The sequence below is a fragment of the Marinomonas profundi genome (genome assembly GCF_020694005.1).
Lineage (GTDB): Bacteria > Pseudomonadota > Gammaproteobacteria > Pseudomonadales > Marinomonadaceae > Marinomonas > Marinomonas profundi.
Genome location: NZ_CP073013.1, coordinates 2,281,615 through 2,297,514, shown reverse-complemented (window position 1 = coordinate 2,297,514; position 15,900 = coordinate 2,281,615). Strand labels below are relative to the sequence as shown.

Here is a 15,900-nt window from a genome sequence, read left to right as displayed (position 1 = left end):
TAAAGCATTGAAAGATGACGGACTCGGCCTTAGCGGGTATCATTAGCGTAGCAATTCGAAAGGCATTTAACCGTCTACACATCATGAGGAGAGGCAGTGAAAGATAAAATTGTGATCGCAACCAGAGAAAGCCAGTTAGCCCTTTGGCAAGCCAACAACATCAAAGCACAACTAGAAAGCCTCTACCCAGAGATGAAAGTTGAATTGCTTGGCATGACAACAAAAGGCGATCAGATTTTAGATTCACCACTGTCTAAAATTGGCGGCAAAGGCCTTTTTGTCAAAGAGCTAGAAAGCGCGCTGATGGATGGTCGGGCGGACATTGCCGTACATTCCATGAAAGACGTGCCAATGGCCTTTCCAGAAGGCTTAGGACTGGCCGTAATTTGTGAACGAGAAGACCCGAGTGATGCTTTTGTTTCTAATAAAGTGGAATCACTGGAGCAACTTCCGAGCGGTGCAGTTGTGGGCACATCAAGTTTGCGCCGTGCCTGCCAATTAAAAATGAATCGCCCTGATCTGATCGTCAAAGATCTACGCGGTAATGTTAATACGCGTCTGAAAAAAATGGATGATGGCGAATACGATGCCATTATTTTGGCAACCGCTGGTTTGGTTCGCCTAGAAATGCTTGACCGCATTCGTCAAAGAATACCGGCCGAAACCAGTTTACCCGCAGGCGGCCAAGGGGCGATGGGCATAGAATGTCGCTCTGATGATGTGCAAACCATTCAATTGCTTGCACCTCTGCAACATGAAGAAACCGCCGTTCGCGTTACCGCAGAGCGCGCCGTCAATGAGCGTCTTAACGGTGGCTGCCAGGCCCCTATTGCCTGTTTTGCGGTATTAACTGACGATACCATTTGGCTAAGAGGTTTGGTGGGTAGTCCGGATGGCAAAACCATGATTGAAGGGGAAATTCGCGGGTCTAAAGACGACGCAAAATCCCTTGGCGTGCAATTAGCCGACGATTTATTGGCGCGTGGCGCCAACGTCATCCTTGACGCCTTATACGATTAATATAGCCCCCTTAAAAAGCATGTAAAATAGGCGAACTATTGGTGCAAGACTGTCATATTCTCATCACTCGACCCGAACCAGAAAATTCGCTCAGCTGTGAACGCATTAGCGCTCACGGCTGGACAGCAATTCCGCTGCCGATGCTAGACATTGTTGCTATAGAAGAGGCGGCGCAAAAAGCGGTTATTCGAGCACAAGTGTTTAATATTGATACTTTTGATTATGTCCTCTTTGTTAGCAAAAATGCGGCCCGCTTGGCGGGTGATTGGTTAGACGCTTGCTGGCCGATGCTGCCGGCCAATGTTCATTGGATTGGCATAGGGCAAGGCACAACACAAGCCCTCATCGAGGAAGGGATTCCCGCTATCTCTAATCCGGGGCAGACCACAGAAGCCTTACTTGAGTGGTTAAAACCTGTCAAAATGAAAGATCAAAAAATATTAATTGTTCGAGGCGAAGGAGGACGCCCAGAACTCGGCAACAAACTGCAAGAAAGAGGGGCAAACGTCAGCTATCTTTCGCTTTATGAAAGAAGAAAACCTCGCTATTCTGCTCAAACTTTCTTCATGCTGCCCGATATCCATTTAATATGGGTCACCAGTGGCGAAAGCTTAGATAATCTTTCAGAATACGTGACACAACATAAGCCTGAATGGAAAACACTCCCTATACTGACTCCCAGTGCTAGAGTGAATCAGCAAGCAAAAGAAATGGGTTGGATTAATGCCTCGTGCGCAAATGGCGCTGACGACAATAGCTTGATCAAAGCAACAGAATTTCACATAGGAAAACAGAATGACTGAAAACAATAAGCAAGATCAACATCCAGACGGCGCTATTGAAGCCACCCCAACAACTGAAGCTTCCCAAACAATAAAGAGCACAGAAGACCAATCGCGTAACGTAAAAAAATCCCCCAAGAACAACACCCAATCTTCATCGTCTAGCACGCTGTTTATCTCTGTTTCACTCGGACTTTCTGTTATTGCGCTAGCGACAAGCGGCTGGCTGTATTTTCAAAGCACCCAAAGCACCCTAGACAAAGACGTGGCGCGACTAGCCTCTTCGCACACCAACCTAGACAACAAGCTTAATGCGAATACCGTCAATAAAACCCAATTCAACCAGCTTATTGAGCAGGTTATACAGTCAGAAGCCGCCATCCAGAACCAAAAAGAACAACTCGCCACCCAACAAGCACAACAAGCAGATAAACTTCTGTCTCTTGAATCAAAGCTAAACAGAATGAGCAACACCACTAAGGAAGACTGGAAACTAGCCGAAACGGAATACCTCATTCGGCTTGCCAACCAACGCTTATTGCTTGAATCTGACAGTGCTGGCGCTGCAACACTGCTTATTAATGCCGATGATATTCTGAATGAGCTAGAAGACCCTATTGTATTTACCACACGCAAAGCGCTCGCCAAAGACATCCAAGCGTTAAAATCCACCAGCCAATTTGACCTAGAAGGCGCTTACCTTCAACTCAATGCACTGTACGACAATGTCGCCACATTACCGCAAAGAGAGCCATCAAAAGCATGGCAGGCGACGATCACTGAGACGACCAACACAACGCCCGACACCAGCAATAAAATCCTTTCGGTATTAGACAGCTTCTGGCAATCCGTTCGTTCACTGATCGTTATCAATTACAACCACAAACCGATTGACGCTCTGTTGCCACCGGAAGTCTATCAACAACTTATAACCGGCTTGCAACTTCAACTCGATGTTGCTCAGGTAGCCTTAATAAAAGGCGAGCCTGTTATTTATCAACAAGCATTATCACGAATAGCCGATGCGGTTACCGAACATTTTGACACTCAAGCCAAGAGCGTTGTTTCCTTTCTTGGCAACCTTACAACACTGCAGCAGCTAAACCCCGCACCTAAACTCCCGTTACCCAGAGCATCATTATTAGCCATCAAATCTCTTATGAAAGACTGGCATAATCGCTCAGGAGACACCCTGCAAAGCGATATAGATTTCCCCCAACAGCCGCCGGTAGAAAATAACGCCACCGCTCCTCAAATAGACTCAGGAGATGAACAATGAGAAAGCTTCTCTTCTTACTGGTTATTATGATGGCGGTTGGCGGTGTCTTGGGCTTACTGATGCGCCAAGACAGTGGCTATGTATTATTGGCTTACAATGGCGTAACAATAGAAACCAGCTTGTGGGTACTCATTGTAGCCATGATCCTGCTATTGTTTGTCCTCAGCTGGGTCAAAAAAGTGTTGTTTTTTGTACTAAGACCCAGTAATTCATTGGCCAAAGTCACGGGGAATTTGGCGCAAAAAAGAGCCTCTCGAAACACCATCAGAGGCATGCTAGAACTGGTTGGCGGCAACTGGAACAAAGCCGAAAAACTCCTCACCAACAGTGCGGAAAAAGTCCCTTATCCCCTCATCAATTATATTGGCGCCGCTTATGCAGCCAGTGAACAAGATGAGCACGAACGTTCGAAGGCGCTATTGCGTTCAGCGCATAAATCAACCCCCGAAGCGGAATTCGCCATCGGCTTTGCACAAAGCCAGATTCAACTAAAACAAGGCCATTATGAAGGCGCGCTGGCGTCGTTATTACGTTTACAAAAACTCAAACCTAAACACCGACAAATACTGAAAATGCTCGTGACAGTTTATACCAAGCTCAAAGACTGGGACGCATTACTGGCGCTCACGCCAACACTCAAAAAAGACGGTATTTATGACGACGACAACATGCTCGAACTGGAGCGAAATGCTTTTTTAGCCTTGCTTGATAAAATCAAGTTTCGCAACAAACTAGGGCAAAACAGCAAAGAACTCGTCGCGGAAGTAGAGAACCTATGGAATAAATTAGACACGCTTTCACAAGACGACAGAATGCGACAGCTCTATGCAAAAACCCTCATTAATTTTGGTGACGACACCAAAGCAGAGTTTTTTATTCGCACCAGCTTGAATCAAAAATGGTCAGAAGATCTCATCTATGAATATGGCAATGTAAACCAAGTCGCGCCCAAAAAACTGCTCACTCAGTGTGAGAGCTGGCTCAAGAAAGAGCCTGCCAGCGCCAACCTTTATCTTGTCTGTGGACGTCTAAGTCAGTCGATGATGTTATGGGGTAAAGCGAGAGACTATTATGAACAGGCACTGTCGCTTGATTCACAAAATGAAGCGCTTGCTGAATTGAGCCGACTACTCAAAGCAATGGGAGAAGCCAAAGCCAGCCAAGAACTCATGATGATCAGCGTAAACCAAGCCAGCCATCAATTAAAAGCGCTGCCGTTGCCTTAGGTATCAAGTCTAAAAACAAAAAACGCGGCTCAATCGCCGCGTTTTTAATGTGCCCGCCATCAAACCGGCTACTTAAACCGCACCACCAACTCATGCATACCTTCCGCAACACGTTGCAACACACGAATACCGTCACTGGAAGTGCTTGATTTCTCTGAACTCTCTACCGCTAAATCGGAAATACGAACAATTTGCCGATTAATATCCTCTGACACATGCGCCTGTTCTTCTACTGCCGCAGACATTTGCATCGACATATCACTGATATTGGATACCGCCGCGACAATAGTCGCAAAAGAGTTTTCCATTGTGGTTATTTTATCGAGCCCTTCCTGTGCGTCTTGTTTGCCTTGATTCGCTATCACTACCGAGTTTTGAGTACCACTACGCAGCGTTTCTATAATCTGATGAATGTCTTTCGTCGAGCCTTGAGTCCGCTGCGCAAGCTGACGAACTTCATCGGCCACCACCGCAAAGCCTCGCCCATACTCGCCAGCACGTGCCGCTTCGATGGCCGCATTTAACGCCAGCAAGTTGGTTTGCTCAGCAATTTGATCGATCATTTGCGCCACTTGCGCTATTTTTTCCGAGTGATTCGCAAGGTCTTGTACCGTTTCACTAATATCATTAACCGTGTCACTTAATTGACGAATAGACAGACGTGTTTCTTGCACCACTTTTTGACCGCTTTTCGCTGATTCAAAAGATGACTTAGCGCTATCGGCGGTCATTTGCACATGCTGGGCCACATCATTGATGGTGGTTGTCATCTGCAACATAGCGGCTGCGACGTCCTGTGTTTCGTGTTGTTGACTAACCATGCCTTGCGTTGTATCGAGCGTCAGTGCCAAACCAACTTTAGACTGCTCGGCCACCTTCAACGACTCTTCTTCAAAGCGGGTACAGATAGCATCCAACCGAGACAATAAGCTTTTTATCCCCACATCAAGTACCGCAGTGTTTAGCTCGCGATCAGAATAAGTAATGCCTGCTAACGGGTGCAAAAATGCGCTAGACAAACGCTTTCTTAGGGTCGCTTGCAGCGCAACATGGTCAAGCAAAAACAGCCCATTTGCCAATAAACTCGCTACGGCTAATACCACCACCCCATAGACAATATTAACGCTAGCGGCGCCTCCAGCAACAACCAGACTAATCACTGGCAATACAAACTTCCACGATCCAAGCATGACTGGCATCACACGTTTTCCTGCATTAATGCGTTTGTACACCTTCTCAGCTCTGATGACATCGTCACGATGTGGAACCGTTCTTACCGACTCATATCCAACCACTTTGCCAGAGTCCGTCACGGGGGTGACATAGGCGTCGACCCAGTAAAAATCGCCGTTTTTGCAACGGTTCTTTACCAACCCCATCCACGCTTTGCCTTGCTTTAAGGTTTCCCACATCACGCGAAACGCTTCTTCTGGCATATCAGGATGACGCACAATATTATGAGGGCTGCCAATTAATTCATTTTTTTCGAAACCACTGACGCTGACAAAAGCATCATTACAGTGAATAATATTGCCTTGTAAATCAGTGGTAGAAACCAGTTTTTCATCATTGGAGAAGTTTTTTTCTTGATTCGTCACGGGGGTATTTTTACGCATTGAATAATCATCCTTAAGCAAAATACTTTAGAAATTATTTAACCAAGCGCTATCGTTATTTAAATCGCGAGTAAGCCAAATAAAGCCCAAGTACAATCTAAAAAAAGAGACTAAAAAAGAGTCTTAACATTACTCTAGTCAGGTTCGGCTTAACCAGCGAGTAAAGACGGGCAACAAATATGTAGGTATTTGTAAGGCGCCAGCTAAGGGTAAAAAAGCTGGTCCTAACAGCGCACCAGCAATACTGTAAGTCAGCAACACATTCCTATTGCCCGAGGTAATGGCAGCCGTTAATGCAATGGCTTTACCTTGCTTACGATAAAAAAGGTAGGACAAGGTGAAAAATAGAGCGCACAAACCGGTGGCGATCAGAAAATAATTCAGCGCCATCATTGGGTCTTGATCAAATAACACACGAAAGCTGCCCACTAATCCGAAAGGAAAAGCAAACACCAACAAAATAGTATAAGGGGATATTTTTATCAGAAAACGATTTAAAGCCACTTCAGGAAACAAACGATGCACTAAAAATGAAAACAGCATAGGCCCAAATATAAACACTATTAAGCGCGTCAAATAACTGACCCAATCAAGGTTCACACTTTCTGTTTGGTAAAACACCAAGACAACAAAAATAGACACAGGCAAAACAAGTGTGGTCGCAATCGTCATTGCCATCGCTTGCAAACTGTCAAATCCTAATGCGCGAACAATCGCAGGCGTGGCAAACAAAGACCCAGTCGCGGCGACCGCCACGACCGCCAGCATAAGGTCGGCATCAAAAGACAACCACCAGCCAAACACGCTCACCACCAACATAAAAACAAAAGAATGCAGCGCAGCATATCCCCATATGGCAGGACGCCCTAAACACCTTACCAGCTCATGCTGCTTCATCCCCAGTAGGGTCAAAGTCATCAGTGTAAAAAGTACAGCAGGTAACAAGGGGAAAAACGCCAACGAGGCCGAAGGGAGCAAAAAACCCAGCACAGCAAAAGCAAACATGCATGGCAGAGAATGACGAACAAGGAAAAGCAACATCAGGTGGTACCTTAAATGGAATAAACGATCATACAGCAACGCAGCCGTCTGTTATAACACGACCGTCTGTTATTTTTTCGCGCCGCTGTAGATTTTATTATTCTCAGGCAACTCGGCGATTTCGAGCGGCCATTCAGCCCGTGCTCGATCAAAAGCCGCACGCAGCATGTTTAGCTCGTCGCTAGCATTATGGGTGGGTAACTTGACGGGGTCCCGAGTTGGGAAAGGAATCAGATTGTCCTTCATAAACTATCTCTATTAAAGCATTGTCTAGATATCTATCGACACTCTATGGATAATCTTTAGCAAACGCAACGATCAAACATACGGGAATTCTATGAAGTTTTTAATTTCTCCAGCAAAAACACTGGACCTCACCTCAAAACCTAATATCGATACCTTTAGCATGCCCGAGTTGTTAGACGACTCTCAACAGCTCATTGAAACGATAAAACCTTACGCACCAGCGGACATCGCCTCTTTAATGAAGCTTAGCGATAAGTTGGCGACGCTCAACGTATCTCGTTACCAAGAGTGGCAAAAAGAACACAATCAAGACAACAGTCGCCCTGCTATTTATACCTTTATGGGGGATGTGTACACAGGGCTAGACGCCTACTCTCTAAGCGAACAAGACATGCTGTACGCACAACAGTCTCTGCGCATTTTAAGTGGCCTGTACGGTTTACTAAAACCCTTAGACCTAATGCAAGCCTACCGACTCGAAATGGGCACCCGTTTGAAAAACCCCAGAGGCAGTAATCTTTATCAATTTTGGGGTGACACTCTAGTTAACAAAATCAATGACTCGCTTGCAGAAGATGAGTTACTCGTTAACCTCGCCTCCAACGAATACTTTAAAGCCGTGAATGTCAAACAGCTCAAAGCGCCATTAATCAGCCCAAACTTTCTTGACGAGAAAAACGGTAAATTTAAAGTAATCAGCTTTTATGCCAAAAAAGCCCGTGGTTTGATGGCTCGTTACCTGATTGAAAAGCGCTGTGAGACATTAGACGAACTCAAGGCGTTTGATCTGGCGGGCTATCGATACGATCCACAGCAATCTACCCAAAACAGCCCGGTGTTTATTCGCCCAGAAAGCGCGCAACCGAACAAGTAAAATGTTCAAAAAACGACGTTAGTGCGAGAGTCAGTACTAACGTCGTTTTTGATATTGGCCTATCGATATTGACCTATCGTAACTCGATCATTGCCGCCAAAATCTTGAAAACTTTCTACCGCCACAAAACCCGCCTCGCTCAGGCTGGCCCGAACCGCCGCCGCCTGATCATAACCATGTTCAAACATCAAATAAGCATTTGGCGCCATATAATTAGGCGCCAGACAAATAATATGTTCGATGTCCGCCATGCCATGATTCTCCGCCACTAGCGCGCTTTTCGGCTCAAAGCGCACATCGCCCAGTGACAAATGTTCATCGTCAGGGTCAATATAAGGTGGATTTGAGACGATCAAATCAAAGGGCTCACAGCCTGCCAATGCCGCAAACCAACTACTTTGCACGAAGCTCGCATTGCCAAGCTGATGGCGTAGAGCATTGCGTTTCGCCAAGGCCACCGCATCGTCAACCAGATCCACCCCAACCACAGTCGATTTAGGCAGTTCTGACGCCAATGCCAAGGCAATGGCGCCCGTTCCAGTCCCCAGGTCTAGAATGCGACTCGCCCGGTTTCTATCCAGCACAGACAAGGCCACTTCCACCAGCCGTTCGGTGTCCGCCCGAGGAATCAAGGTACAAGGCGCGACGTCAAGGTCTAAACTCCAAAACGCCTGATGACCCAATAAATACGCCACCGGCTCGCCTCGTTCTCGGCGCGCCAACAGACTATTAAAACGTTCCATATCTGTCGCACCGACCTCTTTCTCAGGCCAGGTGTAGAAATAGGCAGTCGACACAGCAAGGACGTGAGCCAACAAAAGCTGGGCATCCAACTGAGCGGTGTCCGAAATAGAAGAAAGGCGCTCGTAAGCGCCTTTTAACAGTTCATCCATTCGCATGGGCGATAATTACCTTTTGTTAGTTATCGCCACTGAGCGCAGCAAGCTGTTCCGCTTGGAACTCATTCACTAATGGGTTGATTAACGCATCCAATTCACCCGTCACAATCTCGTCCAATTTGTATAGCGTTAAATTGATACGATGATCGGTTACACGGCCTTGAGGATAGTTATAGGTTCGAATGCGCTCCGAGCGATCCCCCGTTCCCACCAAGGATTTACGGGTTTCAGATTGTGCACTCGCGGCTTTTTCTTGCTCAGCGGCTTGCAAACGAGACGCCAACAAAGACATGGCTTTGGCACGGTTCTTATGTTGCGAGCGCTCTTCCTGACATTCCACCACCACACCGGTTGGAATGTGCGTCAGACGAATCGCCGAGTCGGTTTTGTTGACGTGCTGACCACCGGCACCAGAGGCGCGAAAAGTATCAATACGCAAGTCTGATTTATTGATGATAATGTCATCCACTTCATCCATTTCAGGCATCACCGCCACCGTACACGCCGACGTATGAATACGCCCTTGTGATTCCGTCGCAGGAACACGCTGCACTCGGTGAGCGCCAGATTCAAATTTCAACTTAGAATACGCCCCCTCACCAACGATTCGAGCAATCACTTCTTTGTAGCCGCCATGTTCCCCATCGCTCGCACTGACGATCTCCACTTTCCAGCGCTGCGTTTCGGCATAACGCGAGTACATGCGAAATAAATCACCCGAAAAAATAGACGCTTCATCCCCGCCCGTACCGGCTCGAACTTCCAAAAACACATTGCGGGAATCATTCGGGTCTTTTGGTAACAGCAATTTTTGCAATACCAACTGCAGCGCTTCTTTTTGCGCATGCCCAGCTTTGTATTCTTCCACCCCCATTTCTTTAATATCGGGGTCGGCGTCGGTCATCATCAATTCTGCTTCCGCAATATTTTCATCTATTTGCTGAAACTCATTGAAACAATTCACCACCGGCTCGAGTTCTGCGTATTCTTTGGAATAAGCGCGGAACAAATCTTGATCCATAATGACTTCGGCTATACCTAATAAGGCGGATAACTCATCATAACGATCCGATAAACTTTCTAACTTTAACTTAATCGATTCTTTCATTTTTTAGTTATCTTTTTCTTCGTAAATGCCCAATACATTTGAGGCGATGGTTAATGCGGTTTGATCGGCCTCTGCGCCTGCGTCACGCAAATAGCGTGTCGGCGCATGAATGAGCTTATTCATTAAACCATGAGCCAGTTTATTGATTACTTGCTCTGGTGACTGTCCCATCTCAAGACCCTTGAGTGCTTTTTCTAATTCTGTATTCTTGATGGCTTCTGCAGATTGTCTAAAGTTGACAATCAGATCAGAGACTTTTCTCGATTCTACCACGCGTCGATAAGCATCAACGCCTTCCTCGATCATTTGCTCTGCCGCTTTCGCTGCATCTTGCCTTGCTCTGACGTTTTCTTCAATCACAGAATGCAGATCATCGACGGTATAAAGATAAGCATCGTTGACTTCTTCTACTTCTGGCTCGATATCACGGGGCACAGCAATGTCGATTAACAACATCGGCGAATGTCGACGTTTTGTCGTTGCGCGCTCCACCATGCCTTTGCCAATAATGGGCAACTGGCTGGCGGTAGAAGAGATAACAATGTCGGCTTGCGATAAATAATCGCCGATTTCGCCCAACATAATGGCTTCGGCGTTAAGCTCATTCGCTAAAATCTGAGCCCGCGCTAAGGTTCGATTCGCCACAATAATGCGTTTAATGCCATTTTCTTTAAGATGCCTAGCCACTAGCTCAATGGTCTGTCCAGCACCAATTAACAAGGCCGTGCTGTTGCGGATATCGGCAAAAATGCGTTGCGCTAAACTGACCGCTGCAAAGGCAATCGAGACGGGGTTTTCGCCAATCGCGGTGTCTGTGCGCACACGTTTGGCGACCGAAAAAGTGCGTTGAAATAAAGACTGTAATTCAGGGCCGATACAAGCCCCTTCTTGGGACACCGCATAAGCGGATTTTACCTGACCAAGAATCTGGGGTTCGCCCAGAACCAAAGAGTCTAAGCCTGACGCCACCCGCATAATATGACGCACACTGTCATCATCCGCATGCGTATAGCAATATTGCTGCAATTCCGCCAAGGCAATACCATGATACTCACCAAGCCAAGCAATGACATCATCCGCCTTACTAAAATCGTCAACAGAGCAATACAACTCGGTACGATTACAGGTCGAGACGATCACGGCTTCATTGGCTTTTTTCTCAGCGATCAAAGAAGACAAGGCATCGATCATTTTTTCAGGCGCAAAAGCCACACGTTCACGCATCGAAACGGGCGCGGTTTTATGATTGACACCTATGGTAATTAGCGGCATTAAGGACTCTTCTCAAAGATCGAGATTAAAGGTAATGACAGGAGCAGGCATTGCCCCAACACCACTCTTTACATAAAGAAGACACATTATACGAGAAATTCGCTTTTTTTCGCACCCCATATGATCAATAAAAGTAATAGGATTAGTTTATAGTTATGCCTGACATAACAAGCCGCTAACGATACCATAAGGATTGTATGAATTTAGTTCTGGGGAAATACATGCCTTGCCACTTAGGCGCCATATCACCAAGGTCACAATCCAAGCCAAGGATAAAAGGCTTTTTGGCGTTACTCGCGATACTGAGCCTGCCGTTATTAAACGCCTGCAGCCCGCATCCTACACAGGTGCAAACAGCAACATGGCTAAGCGATGCACAGCGCCCCGTTTCCCCCTTAAAAAATGATCACATATCAGCCCTGCTGAAGGCCGAGTTTACCCTACAAAGAGAAGGGCCTAATAAGGCATTTGAGGCGTTTTACGATCTCGCCAGCCAATCAAACGACATTACCCTGATTAAACGCCTGGGGTTCATTGCCGTTGCGAGTCAAAATAATGACTTCATCGAAAAAAGTGCCAATTTATGGCTTTCTGTCCGCCCTGCATCAGAGCCAGCGTATGCTCTGAAATGGCAAGTACTGATCAAGGAAAAGCGCACAGAAGAAGCGGCGACACTTCTCACTAACGCCATAAGACAGAATGTTCCTTTGCATTTTTTGCCGCGTTACCTAGAAGACAATGTACGTGACAGCGAACAAATTAGCGCCATACAAGACGTCATCGCTATGCTGCCACCTAGCACGAGCGACGACCCACACATACAACTTAGCCAAGCGCACATTTTACTACTATCAGGCGATAACGAAGGCGCGATCGCGACAGCGCAAGCATGGTTAGCTCAACACGACGGGGAAAAAAGCACAGTACCTTATCTCATCCTTGCTTTTAGCCAAAGAAATATAGGGCAGCTAGATGACGCCATAGCAACATTACAAACCGCAAACGCGCGCCTACCAAAAGACATCAACCTGATCACGCCATTAATAGACTTTCTCATTGAAAACGAACAGAGCACAAAAGCCATTGAGCTTTACGACACTATTCGCCTAGAGATGCCAGAAGCACTGCAAATTGGCGTCAATCTGATGCAGACATTATTAGAATACAAGCAACCGCAACAAGCGCTCGATACGGCCAACCATTTGGAAGCACAATTTTCTCAATCTGACCAAGTGAGCTACTTAACCGCGGTCGCGCTTTATCAACTGAATAACAAACACGATGCCATCACGACAATGAACCAAGTCGACGGCGTTTTACAAGCTAACGCCACCAATCAAATCGCACTTTGGATGTACGAAGACAATAAAGCAAACGCTATAAATGACATGGTAATCCGCCGTACACCTCGAGAAATCATGCCAGAACAGGTGGCCATTATTGGTCGCTTACACGAGGAAAATGGCAACATTGAGTTATTCTACGCCTTACTAAATCAAGCGCTGGAGGCGTTTCCTGAATCCGCTATTTTACGCTATAGAAAAGCCCTGCTTGCCGACAGCCTTGGGGATTGGGCCGTAACAGAAACAGAACTTAAAACCCTACTAAGCAAAGACCCAGACAATCCACAATACCTAAACGCACTCGGCTACACGCTGCTCACTCGAACCGAGCGCATTGATGAAGCCATGAGTTACATAGAATCCGCTTATGAAAAAACCGATGATGATCCCGCTATTATCGACAGTTTAGGATGGGGATTCTTCCTCAAAGGCGAGCTAGAACAGTCCTCCTATTATTTAAAAAAAGCTTGGTCTATTTTGCCTGACGCTGAGATTGCCGCCCACTATGGCGAATCCCTCTGGCAACAGCGCCACTACGAAGCCGCCATAGAAATATGGAGAACTGCGCTAGAAACATCACCCGCTACGCCCGTGCTACTTGACACCATCAAACGACTGTCACCGTCGCTACTTGAAGAATTTAAACAGGACGAACCATCATGACCTATCGCAGCCTCTGCATTCTTGCTTTTACCGCACTCCTTAGTGCTTGCAGCTCCAAGCCAACAGGGCCAATAACACCGCCGCCCGCCAGTATCGACGCGATATCAAAATGGGAAACGTCTGGAAGAGTCGGTATACGAACCCAAAATGACGCCCTTTCCGGTAATTTTAACTGGCAGAAAGACCCGACCACCTTCTCGCTTAATATTGTCGGACCGTTTGGTCAAGGCGCAACGAAACTCAACAAAACGCCAGACGGCATGGTCTCATTAGCCTACGAAGATACAGTTGTAACGGGTCGTAATCCTGCGACCTTATTACAACAAGAACTCGGCTGGGAGTTTCCAGTGAAACAGGTTACCTATTGGATTAGAGGACTAGCCGATCCTAGCTCATACGCACGCATTACCAAAACCGCCGACAGCCATTTACCCGCCACCATAGAGCAAGATGGTTGGCTGATTACCTACCATAACTTTACCAAAGTCGATGGCCTATCCTTGCCACAAAAGATGCAGGTATCCAACCCGCCTTTTAGAGTCAATTTAATTATTAACCAATGGACGATTCAGTAACCACAATGCAACTACCTTCTCCCGCAAAATTAAATTTATTTTTACACATTATTGGCCGACGAGAAGACGGCTACCATGAACTGCAAACCTTGTTTCAGTTCATCGACTTGTGCGATACGCTCGACTTCTCATTAACACACAACAATCAGGTCACGATTTCACCGCTTATCGAGCAACTTCCGACCGAAGACAATCTCATTTATAAAGCCGCCAAACTACTGACACCATTCAAACAAGACGCCCGTTTCGGCATCGATATTATCTTAACAAAACAATTACCTATGGGGGGCGGAATTGGCGGAGGCAGCTCAAACGCCGCAACCACTTTATTGGCGCTAAACGTCTTATGGAAATGCCACCTCTCATTGGAAAAACTGGCTGAACTGGGTGTGCAACTGGGGGCGGATATTCCGGTTTTTGTCATGGGCTTTGCCGCGTTTGCGGAAGGCGTTGGAGAAAAACTGCAAAAAGTCGAGTTAGATACCCCGTATTTTTTGCTCATTAAGCCCAATTGTCACGTCTCAACGGGGCAAATATTTACCGATAAATATTTGACAAGAGACACCCCTCCCCTCAGAATATCGCACGCCTTGAAGCTGGGTGGGCACAACGACTGTTTAGAAGTGGTAAAAAAGCACAATCCTGAGGTCAATGAAGCGTATTTATGGCTCAAAAACCATGGCGACGCGAAGCTTACAGGAACAGGGGCTTGCCTCTTTTTAGCCTTCGATAATTGGCACGACGCTGAGCGAGTAAGATTGGCTACGCCCCAAAAATGGCAAAGTTGGGTTTGCCGTGGCTGTAATGTCTCTCCAACTCACGCCGTACTAAACCAGTGGATTGAGCAAAACTGGAGCGAGTGTCGCCAATAAATCACTCTATCCCGGCCAGTCTTTCCTTGGCCAGTCAATAGTCATCGCTATAAAATACAAAGGTATACACAGTGTCCAAGTTGATGGTTTTTACCGGTAATGCAAACCCTGAACTCGCTCGCAGGGTGGTACGCCGCCTAGGGCTACCTATCGGAAACGCAACCGTAGGTAAATTTAGCGACGGTGAAATTACGGTCGAGATCAATGAAAATGTTCGCGGTAAAGATGTGTTCATTATTCAATCGACATGTGCCCCTACTAATGACAACTTGATGGAACTGATCGTCATGGCAGACGCTTTACGCCGTGCATCGGCAACTCGCGTCACCGCGGTTATTCCATACTTTGGCTATGCTCGCCAAGACCGTCGCGTTCGTTCTGCGCGTGTACCAATCACCGCAAAAGTGGTTGCCGACATGATTTCCGCCGTGGGCATTAACCGTGTATTGACGGTCGATCTTCACGCTGACCAAATCCAAGGATTTTTCGACATCCCTGTTGATAACGTCTATGCAACGCCGTTACTGCTTGAGGATTTGCAACGCCAAGGCTATGAAAACATCACCGTGGTTTCACCGGATGTTGGCGGCGTTGTTCGTGCTCGTGCTTTTGCAAAACTGCTTGATGATGCCGATTTAGCGATTATCGACAAGCGTCGCCCTCGTGCTAACGAAGCGCAAATCATGCACTTGATAGGTGATGTGGCAGGCAAAACCTGCGTCCTAGTCGACGACATGTGCGATACTGGCGGGACATTATGCGCCGCCGCAAAAGCCCTAAAAGAACATGGCGCGGCAAAAGTGCTGGCTTACTGCACTCACCCTGTACTGTCTGGCAAAGCGATTGAAAACATTAGAAATTCCGTGCTTGATGAGTTGGTCGTGACTGATACCATCCCATTGACACAAGAGGCGCTTAACTGCCCTCAAATACGCCAATTGTCGATGTCTGACATTATGGCGGAGGCTGTTCGTCGCGTATGCAACGAAGAGTCTATCAGTGCCATGTTTGGGGCCTAAGCCAAACACCAACGCTCGGAGCGGGTCGCATCTCTGGGCACAAACTTTATTTATTATTAGGAAAA

The 15,900-nt window shown here is 46.8% G+C and carries 15 protein-coding genes; 9 read left to right on the top strand and 6 right to left on the bottom strand.

The genetic code is table 11. From position 1 onward, the window contains the following. Window positions 1–96 precede the first annotated feature (96 nt). From hemC to J8N69_RS10750, 4 genes are read left to right on the top strand one after another with little or no spacing between them, the layout of a single operon-like run. Entirely contained in the window at window positions 97–1,020 is a 924-nt protein-coding gene (gene hemC / locus J8N69_RS10765; protein ID WP_168827329.1) for a hydroxymethylbilane synthase, read from the top strand. A 41-nt stretch (window positions 1,021–1,061) separates the two neighbouring features. Then, a complete protein-coding gene (locus tag J8N69_RS10760) occupies window positions 1,062–1,823 on the top strand; it encodes a uroporphyrinogen-III synthase (RefSeq protein WP_168827331.1) in 762 nt (253 codons plus the stop codon). Continuing rightward, window positions 1,816–3,081, top strand: a complete 1,266-nt coding sequence (locus J8N69_RS10755; protein WP_168827333.1) for a uroporphyrinogen-III C-methyltransferase — start codon at window positions 1,816–1,818, stop codon at window positions 3,079–3,081. Before J8N69_RS10760 ends, J8N69_RS10755 begins: the two co-directional genes overlap by 8 nt. Beyond that, complete coding sequence (locus tag J8N69_RS10750; protein ID WP_168827335.1) at window positions 3,078–4,307, top strand: heme biosynthesis HemY N-terminal domain-containing protein; 1,230 nt, start codon at window positions 3,078–3,080, stop codon at window positions 4,305–4,307. Before J8N69_RS10755 ends, J8N69_RS10750 begins: the two co-directional genes overlap by 4 nt. Before the next feature lie 68 nt (window positions 4,308–4,375). Here J8N69_RS10750 and J8N69_RS10745 read toward each other — a convergent pair whose 3' ends face one another. From J8N69_RS10745 to J8N69_RS10735, 3 genes are all read right to left on the bottom strand, one after another. Next, window positions 4,376–5,923 carry a methyl-accepting chemotaxis protein gene (locus J8N69_RS10745; RefSeq protein WP_168827337.1) on the bottom strand — a complete coding sequence of 516 codons (1,548 nt, stop codon included), beginning with the start codon at window positions 5,921–5,923 and terminating at the stop codon, window positions 4,376–4,378. 138 nt (window positions 5,924–6,061) lie between these two features. After that, window positions 6,062–6,964: a hypothetical protein gene (locus J8N69_RS10740; RefSeq protein ID WP_168827339.1), complete on the bottom strand. Its 903-nt coding sequence runs from the start codon at window positions 6,962–6,964 to the stop codon at window positions 6,062–6,064. 69 nt (window positions 6,965–7,033) lie between these two features. Beyond that, entirely contained in the window at window positions 7,034–7,210 is a 177-nt protein-coding gene (locus tag J8N69_RS10735) for a hypothetical protein (protein WP_168827341.1), read from the bottom strand. A 91-nt stretch (window positions 7,211–7,301) separates the two neighbouring features. Between J8N69_RS10735 and yaaA the strand changes: the two genes are divergently transcribed. Then, entirely contained in the window at window positions 7,302–8,084 is a 783-nt protein-coding gene (yaaA, locus tag J8N69_RS10730) for a peroxide stress protein YaaA (protein WP_168827343.1), read from the top strand. A 59-nt stretch (window positions 8,085–8,143) separates the two neighbouring features. Here the strand turns inward: yaaA and prmC are convergent, their stop codons facing one another. Genes prmC through hemA form a run of 3 tightly spaced genes read right to left on the bottom strand, consistent with a single transcriptional unit; the run spans window position 8,144 to window position 11,363 of the window. Beyond that, complete coding sequence (gene prmC / locus J8N69_RS10725) at window positions 8,144–8,983, bottom strand: peptide chain release factor N(5)-glutamine methyltransferase (protein WP_168827344.1); 840 nt, start codon at window positions 8,981–8,983, stop codon at window positions 8,144–8,146. Between the two features lie 19 nt (window positions 8,984–9,002). Continuing rightward, window positions 9,003–10,091 carry a peptide chain release factor 1 gene (gene prfA, locus J8N69_RS10720; protein ID WP_168827346.1) on the bottom strand — a complete coding sequence of 363 codons (1,089 nt, stop codon included), beginning with the start codon at window positions 10,089–10,091 and terminating at the stop codon, window positions 9,003–9,005. A gap of 3 nt (window positions 10,092–10,094) precedes the next feature. Continuing rightward, window positions 10,095–11,363, bottom strand: coding sequence for a glutamyl-tRNA reductase (gene hemA, locus J8N69_RS10715; RefSeq protein WP_168827348.1), 1,269 nt, complete (start codon window positions 11,361–11,363; stop codon window positions 10,095–10,097). Between the two features lie 197 nt (window positions 11,364–11,560). Here hemA and J8N69_RS10710 point away from each other — a divergent pair, with 197 nt between their 5' ends. The 4 genes from J8N69_RS10710 to J8N69_RS10695 all read left to right on the top strand — a co-directional run bounded on the left by J8N69_RS10710 (window position 11,561) and on the right by J8N69_RS10695 (window position 15,835). Beyond that, window positions 11,561–13,369: a tetratricopeptide repeat protein gene (locus J8N69_RS10710; protein WP_168827350.1), complete on the top strand. Its 1,809-nt coding sequence runs from the start codon at window positions 11,561–11,563 to the stop codon at window positions 13,367–13,369. Then, window positions 13,366–13,944, top strand: a complete 579-nt coding sequence (gene lolB / locus J8N69_RS10705; protein WP_168827352.1) for a lipoprotein insertase outer membrane protein LolB — start codon at window positions 13,366–13,368, stop codon at window positions 13,942–13,944. Before J8N69_RS10710 ends, lolB begins: the two co-directional genes overlap by 4 nt. Continuing rightward, the gene (gene ispE, locus J8N69_RS10700; RefSeq protein WP_168827354.1) at window positions 13,929–14,816 is read left to right on the top strand and encodes a 4-(cytidine 5'-diphospho)-2-C-methyl-D-erythritol kinase; all 888 of its coding nucleotides are present in this window, start codon (window positions 13,929–13,931) and stop codon (window positions 14,814–14,816) included. Before lolB ends, ispE begins: the two co-directional genes overlap by 16 nt. 71 nt (window positions 14,817–14,887) lie before the next feature. Further along, window positions 14,888–15,835: a ribose-phosphate diphosphokinase gene (locus J8N69_RS10695; RefSeq protein WP_168827356.1), complete on the top strand. Its 948-nt coding sequence runs from the start codon at window positions 14,888–14,890 to the stop codon at window positions 15,833–15,835. Window positions 15,836–15,900 lie beyond the last annotated feature (65 nt).

What these genes read in the sequence shown, in the direction of transcription:
- J8N69_RS10755 (WP_168827333.1), top strand. Translation starts at nt 1,816, where the DNA reads ATGACTGAAAACAATAAGCAAGATCAACATCCAGACGGCGCTATTGAA.
- J8N69_RS10750 (WP_168827335.1), top strand. Translation starts at nt 3,078, where the DNA reads ATGAGAAAGCTTCTCTTCTTACTGGTTATTATGATGGCGGTTGGCGGT.
- J8N69_RS10745 (WP_168827337.1), bottom strand. Translation starts at nt 5,923, where the DNA reads ATGCGTAAAAATACCCCCGTGACGAATCAAGAAAAAAACTTCTCCAAT.
- J8N69_RS10740 (WP_168827339.1), bottom strand. Translation starts at nt 6,964, where the DNA reads ATGTTGCTTTTCCTTGTTCGTCATTCTCTGCCATGCATGTTTGCTTTT.
- J8N69_RS10735 (WP_168827341.1), bottom strand. Translation starts at nt 7,210, where the DNA reads ATGAAGGACAATCTGATTCCTTTCCCAACTCGGGACCCCGTCAAGTTA.
- yaaA (WP_168827343.1), top strand. Translation starts at nt 7,302, where the DNA reads ATGAAGTTTTTAATTTCTCCAGCAAAAACACTGGACCTCACCTCAAAA.
- prmC (WP_168827344.1), bottom strand. Translation starts at nt 8,983, where the DNA reads ATGCGAATGGATGAACTGTTAAAAGGCGCTTACGAGCGCCTTTCTTCT.
- prfA (WP_168827346.1), bottom strand. Translation starts at nt 10,091, where the DNA reads ATGAAAGAATCGATTAAGTTAAAGTTAGAAAGTTTATCGGATCGTTAT.
- hemA (WP_168827348.1), bottom strand. Translation starts at nt 11,363, where the DNA reads ATGCCGCTAATTACCATAGGTGTCAATCATAAAACCGCGCCCGTTTCG.
- J8N69_RS10710 (WP_168827350.1), top strand. Translation starts at nt 11,561, where the DNA reads ATGAATTTAGTTCTGGGGAAATACATGCCTTGCCACTTAGGCGCCATA.
- lolB (WP_168827352.1), top strand. Translation starts at nt 13,366, where the DNA reads ATGACCTATCGCAGCCTCTGCATTCTTGCTTTTACCGCACTCCTTAGT.
- ispE (WP_168827354.1), top strand. Translation starts at nt 13,929, where the DNA reads ATGGACGATTCAGTAACCACAATGCAACTACCTTCTCCCGCAAAATTA.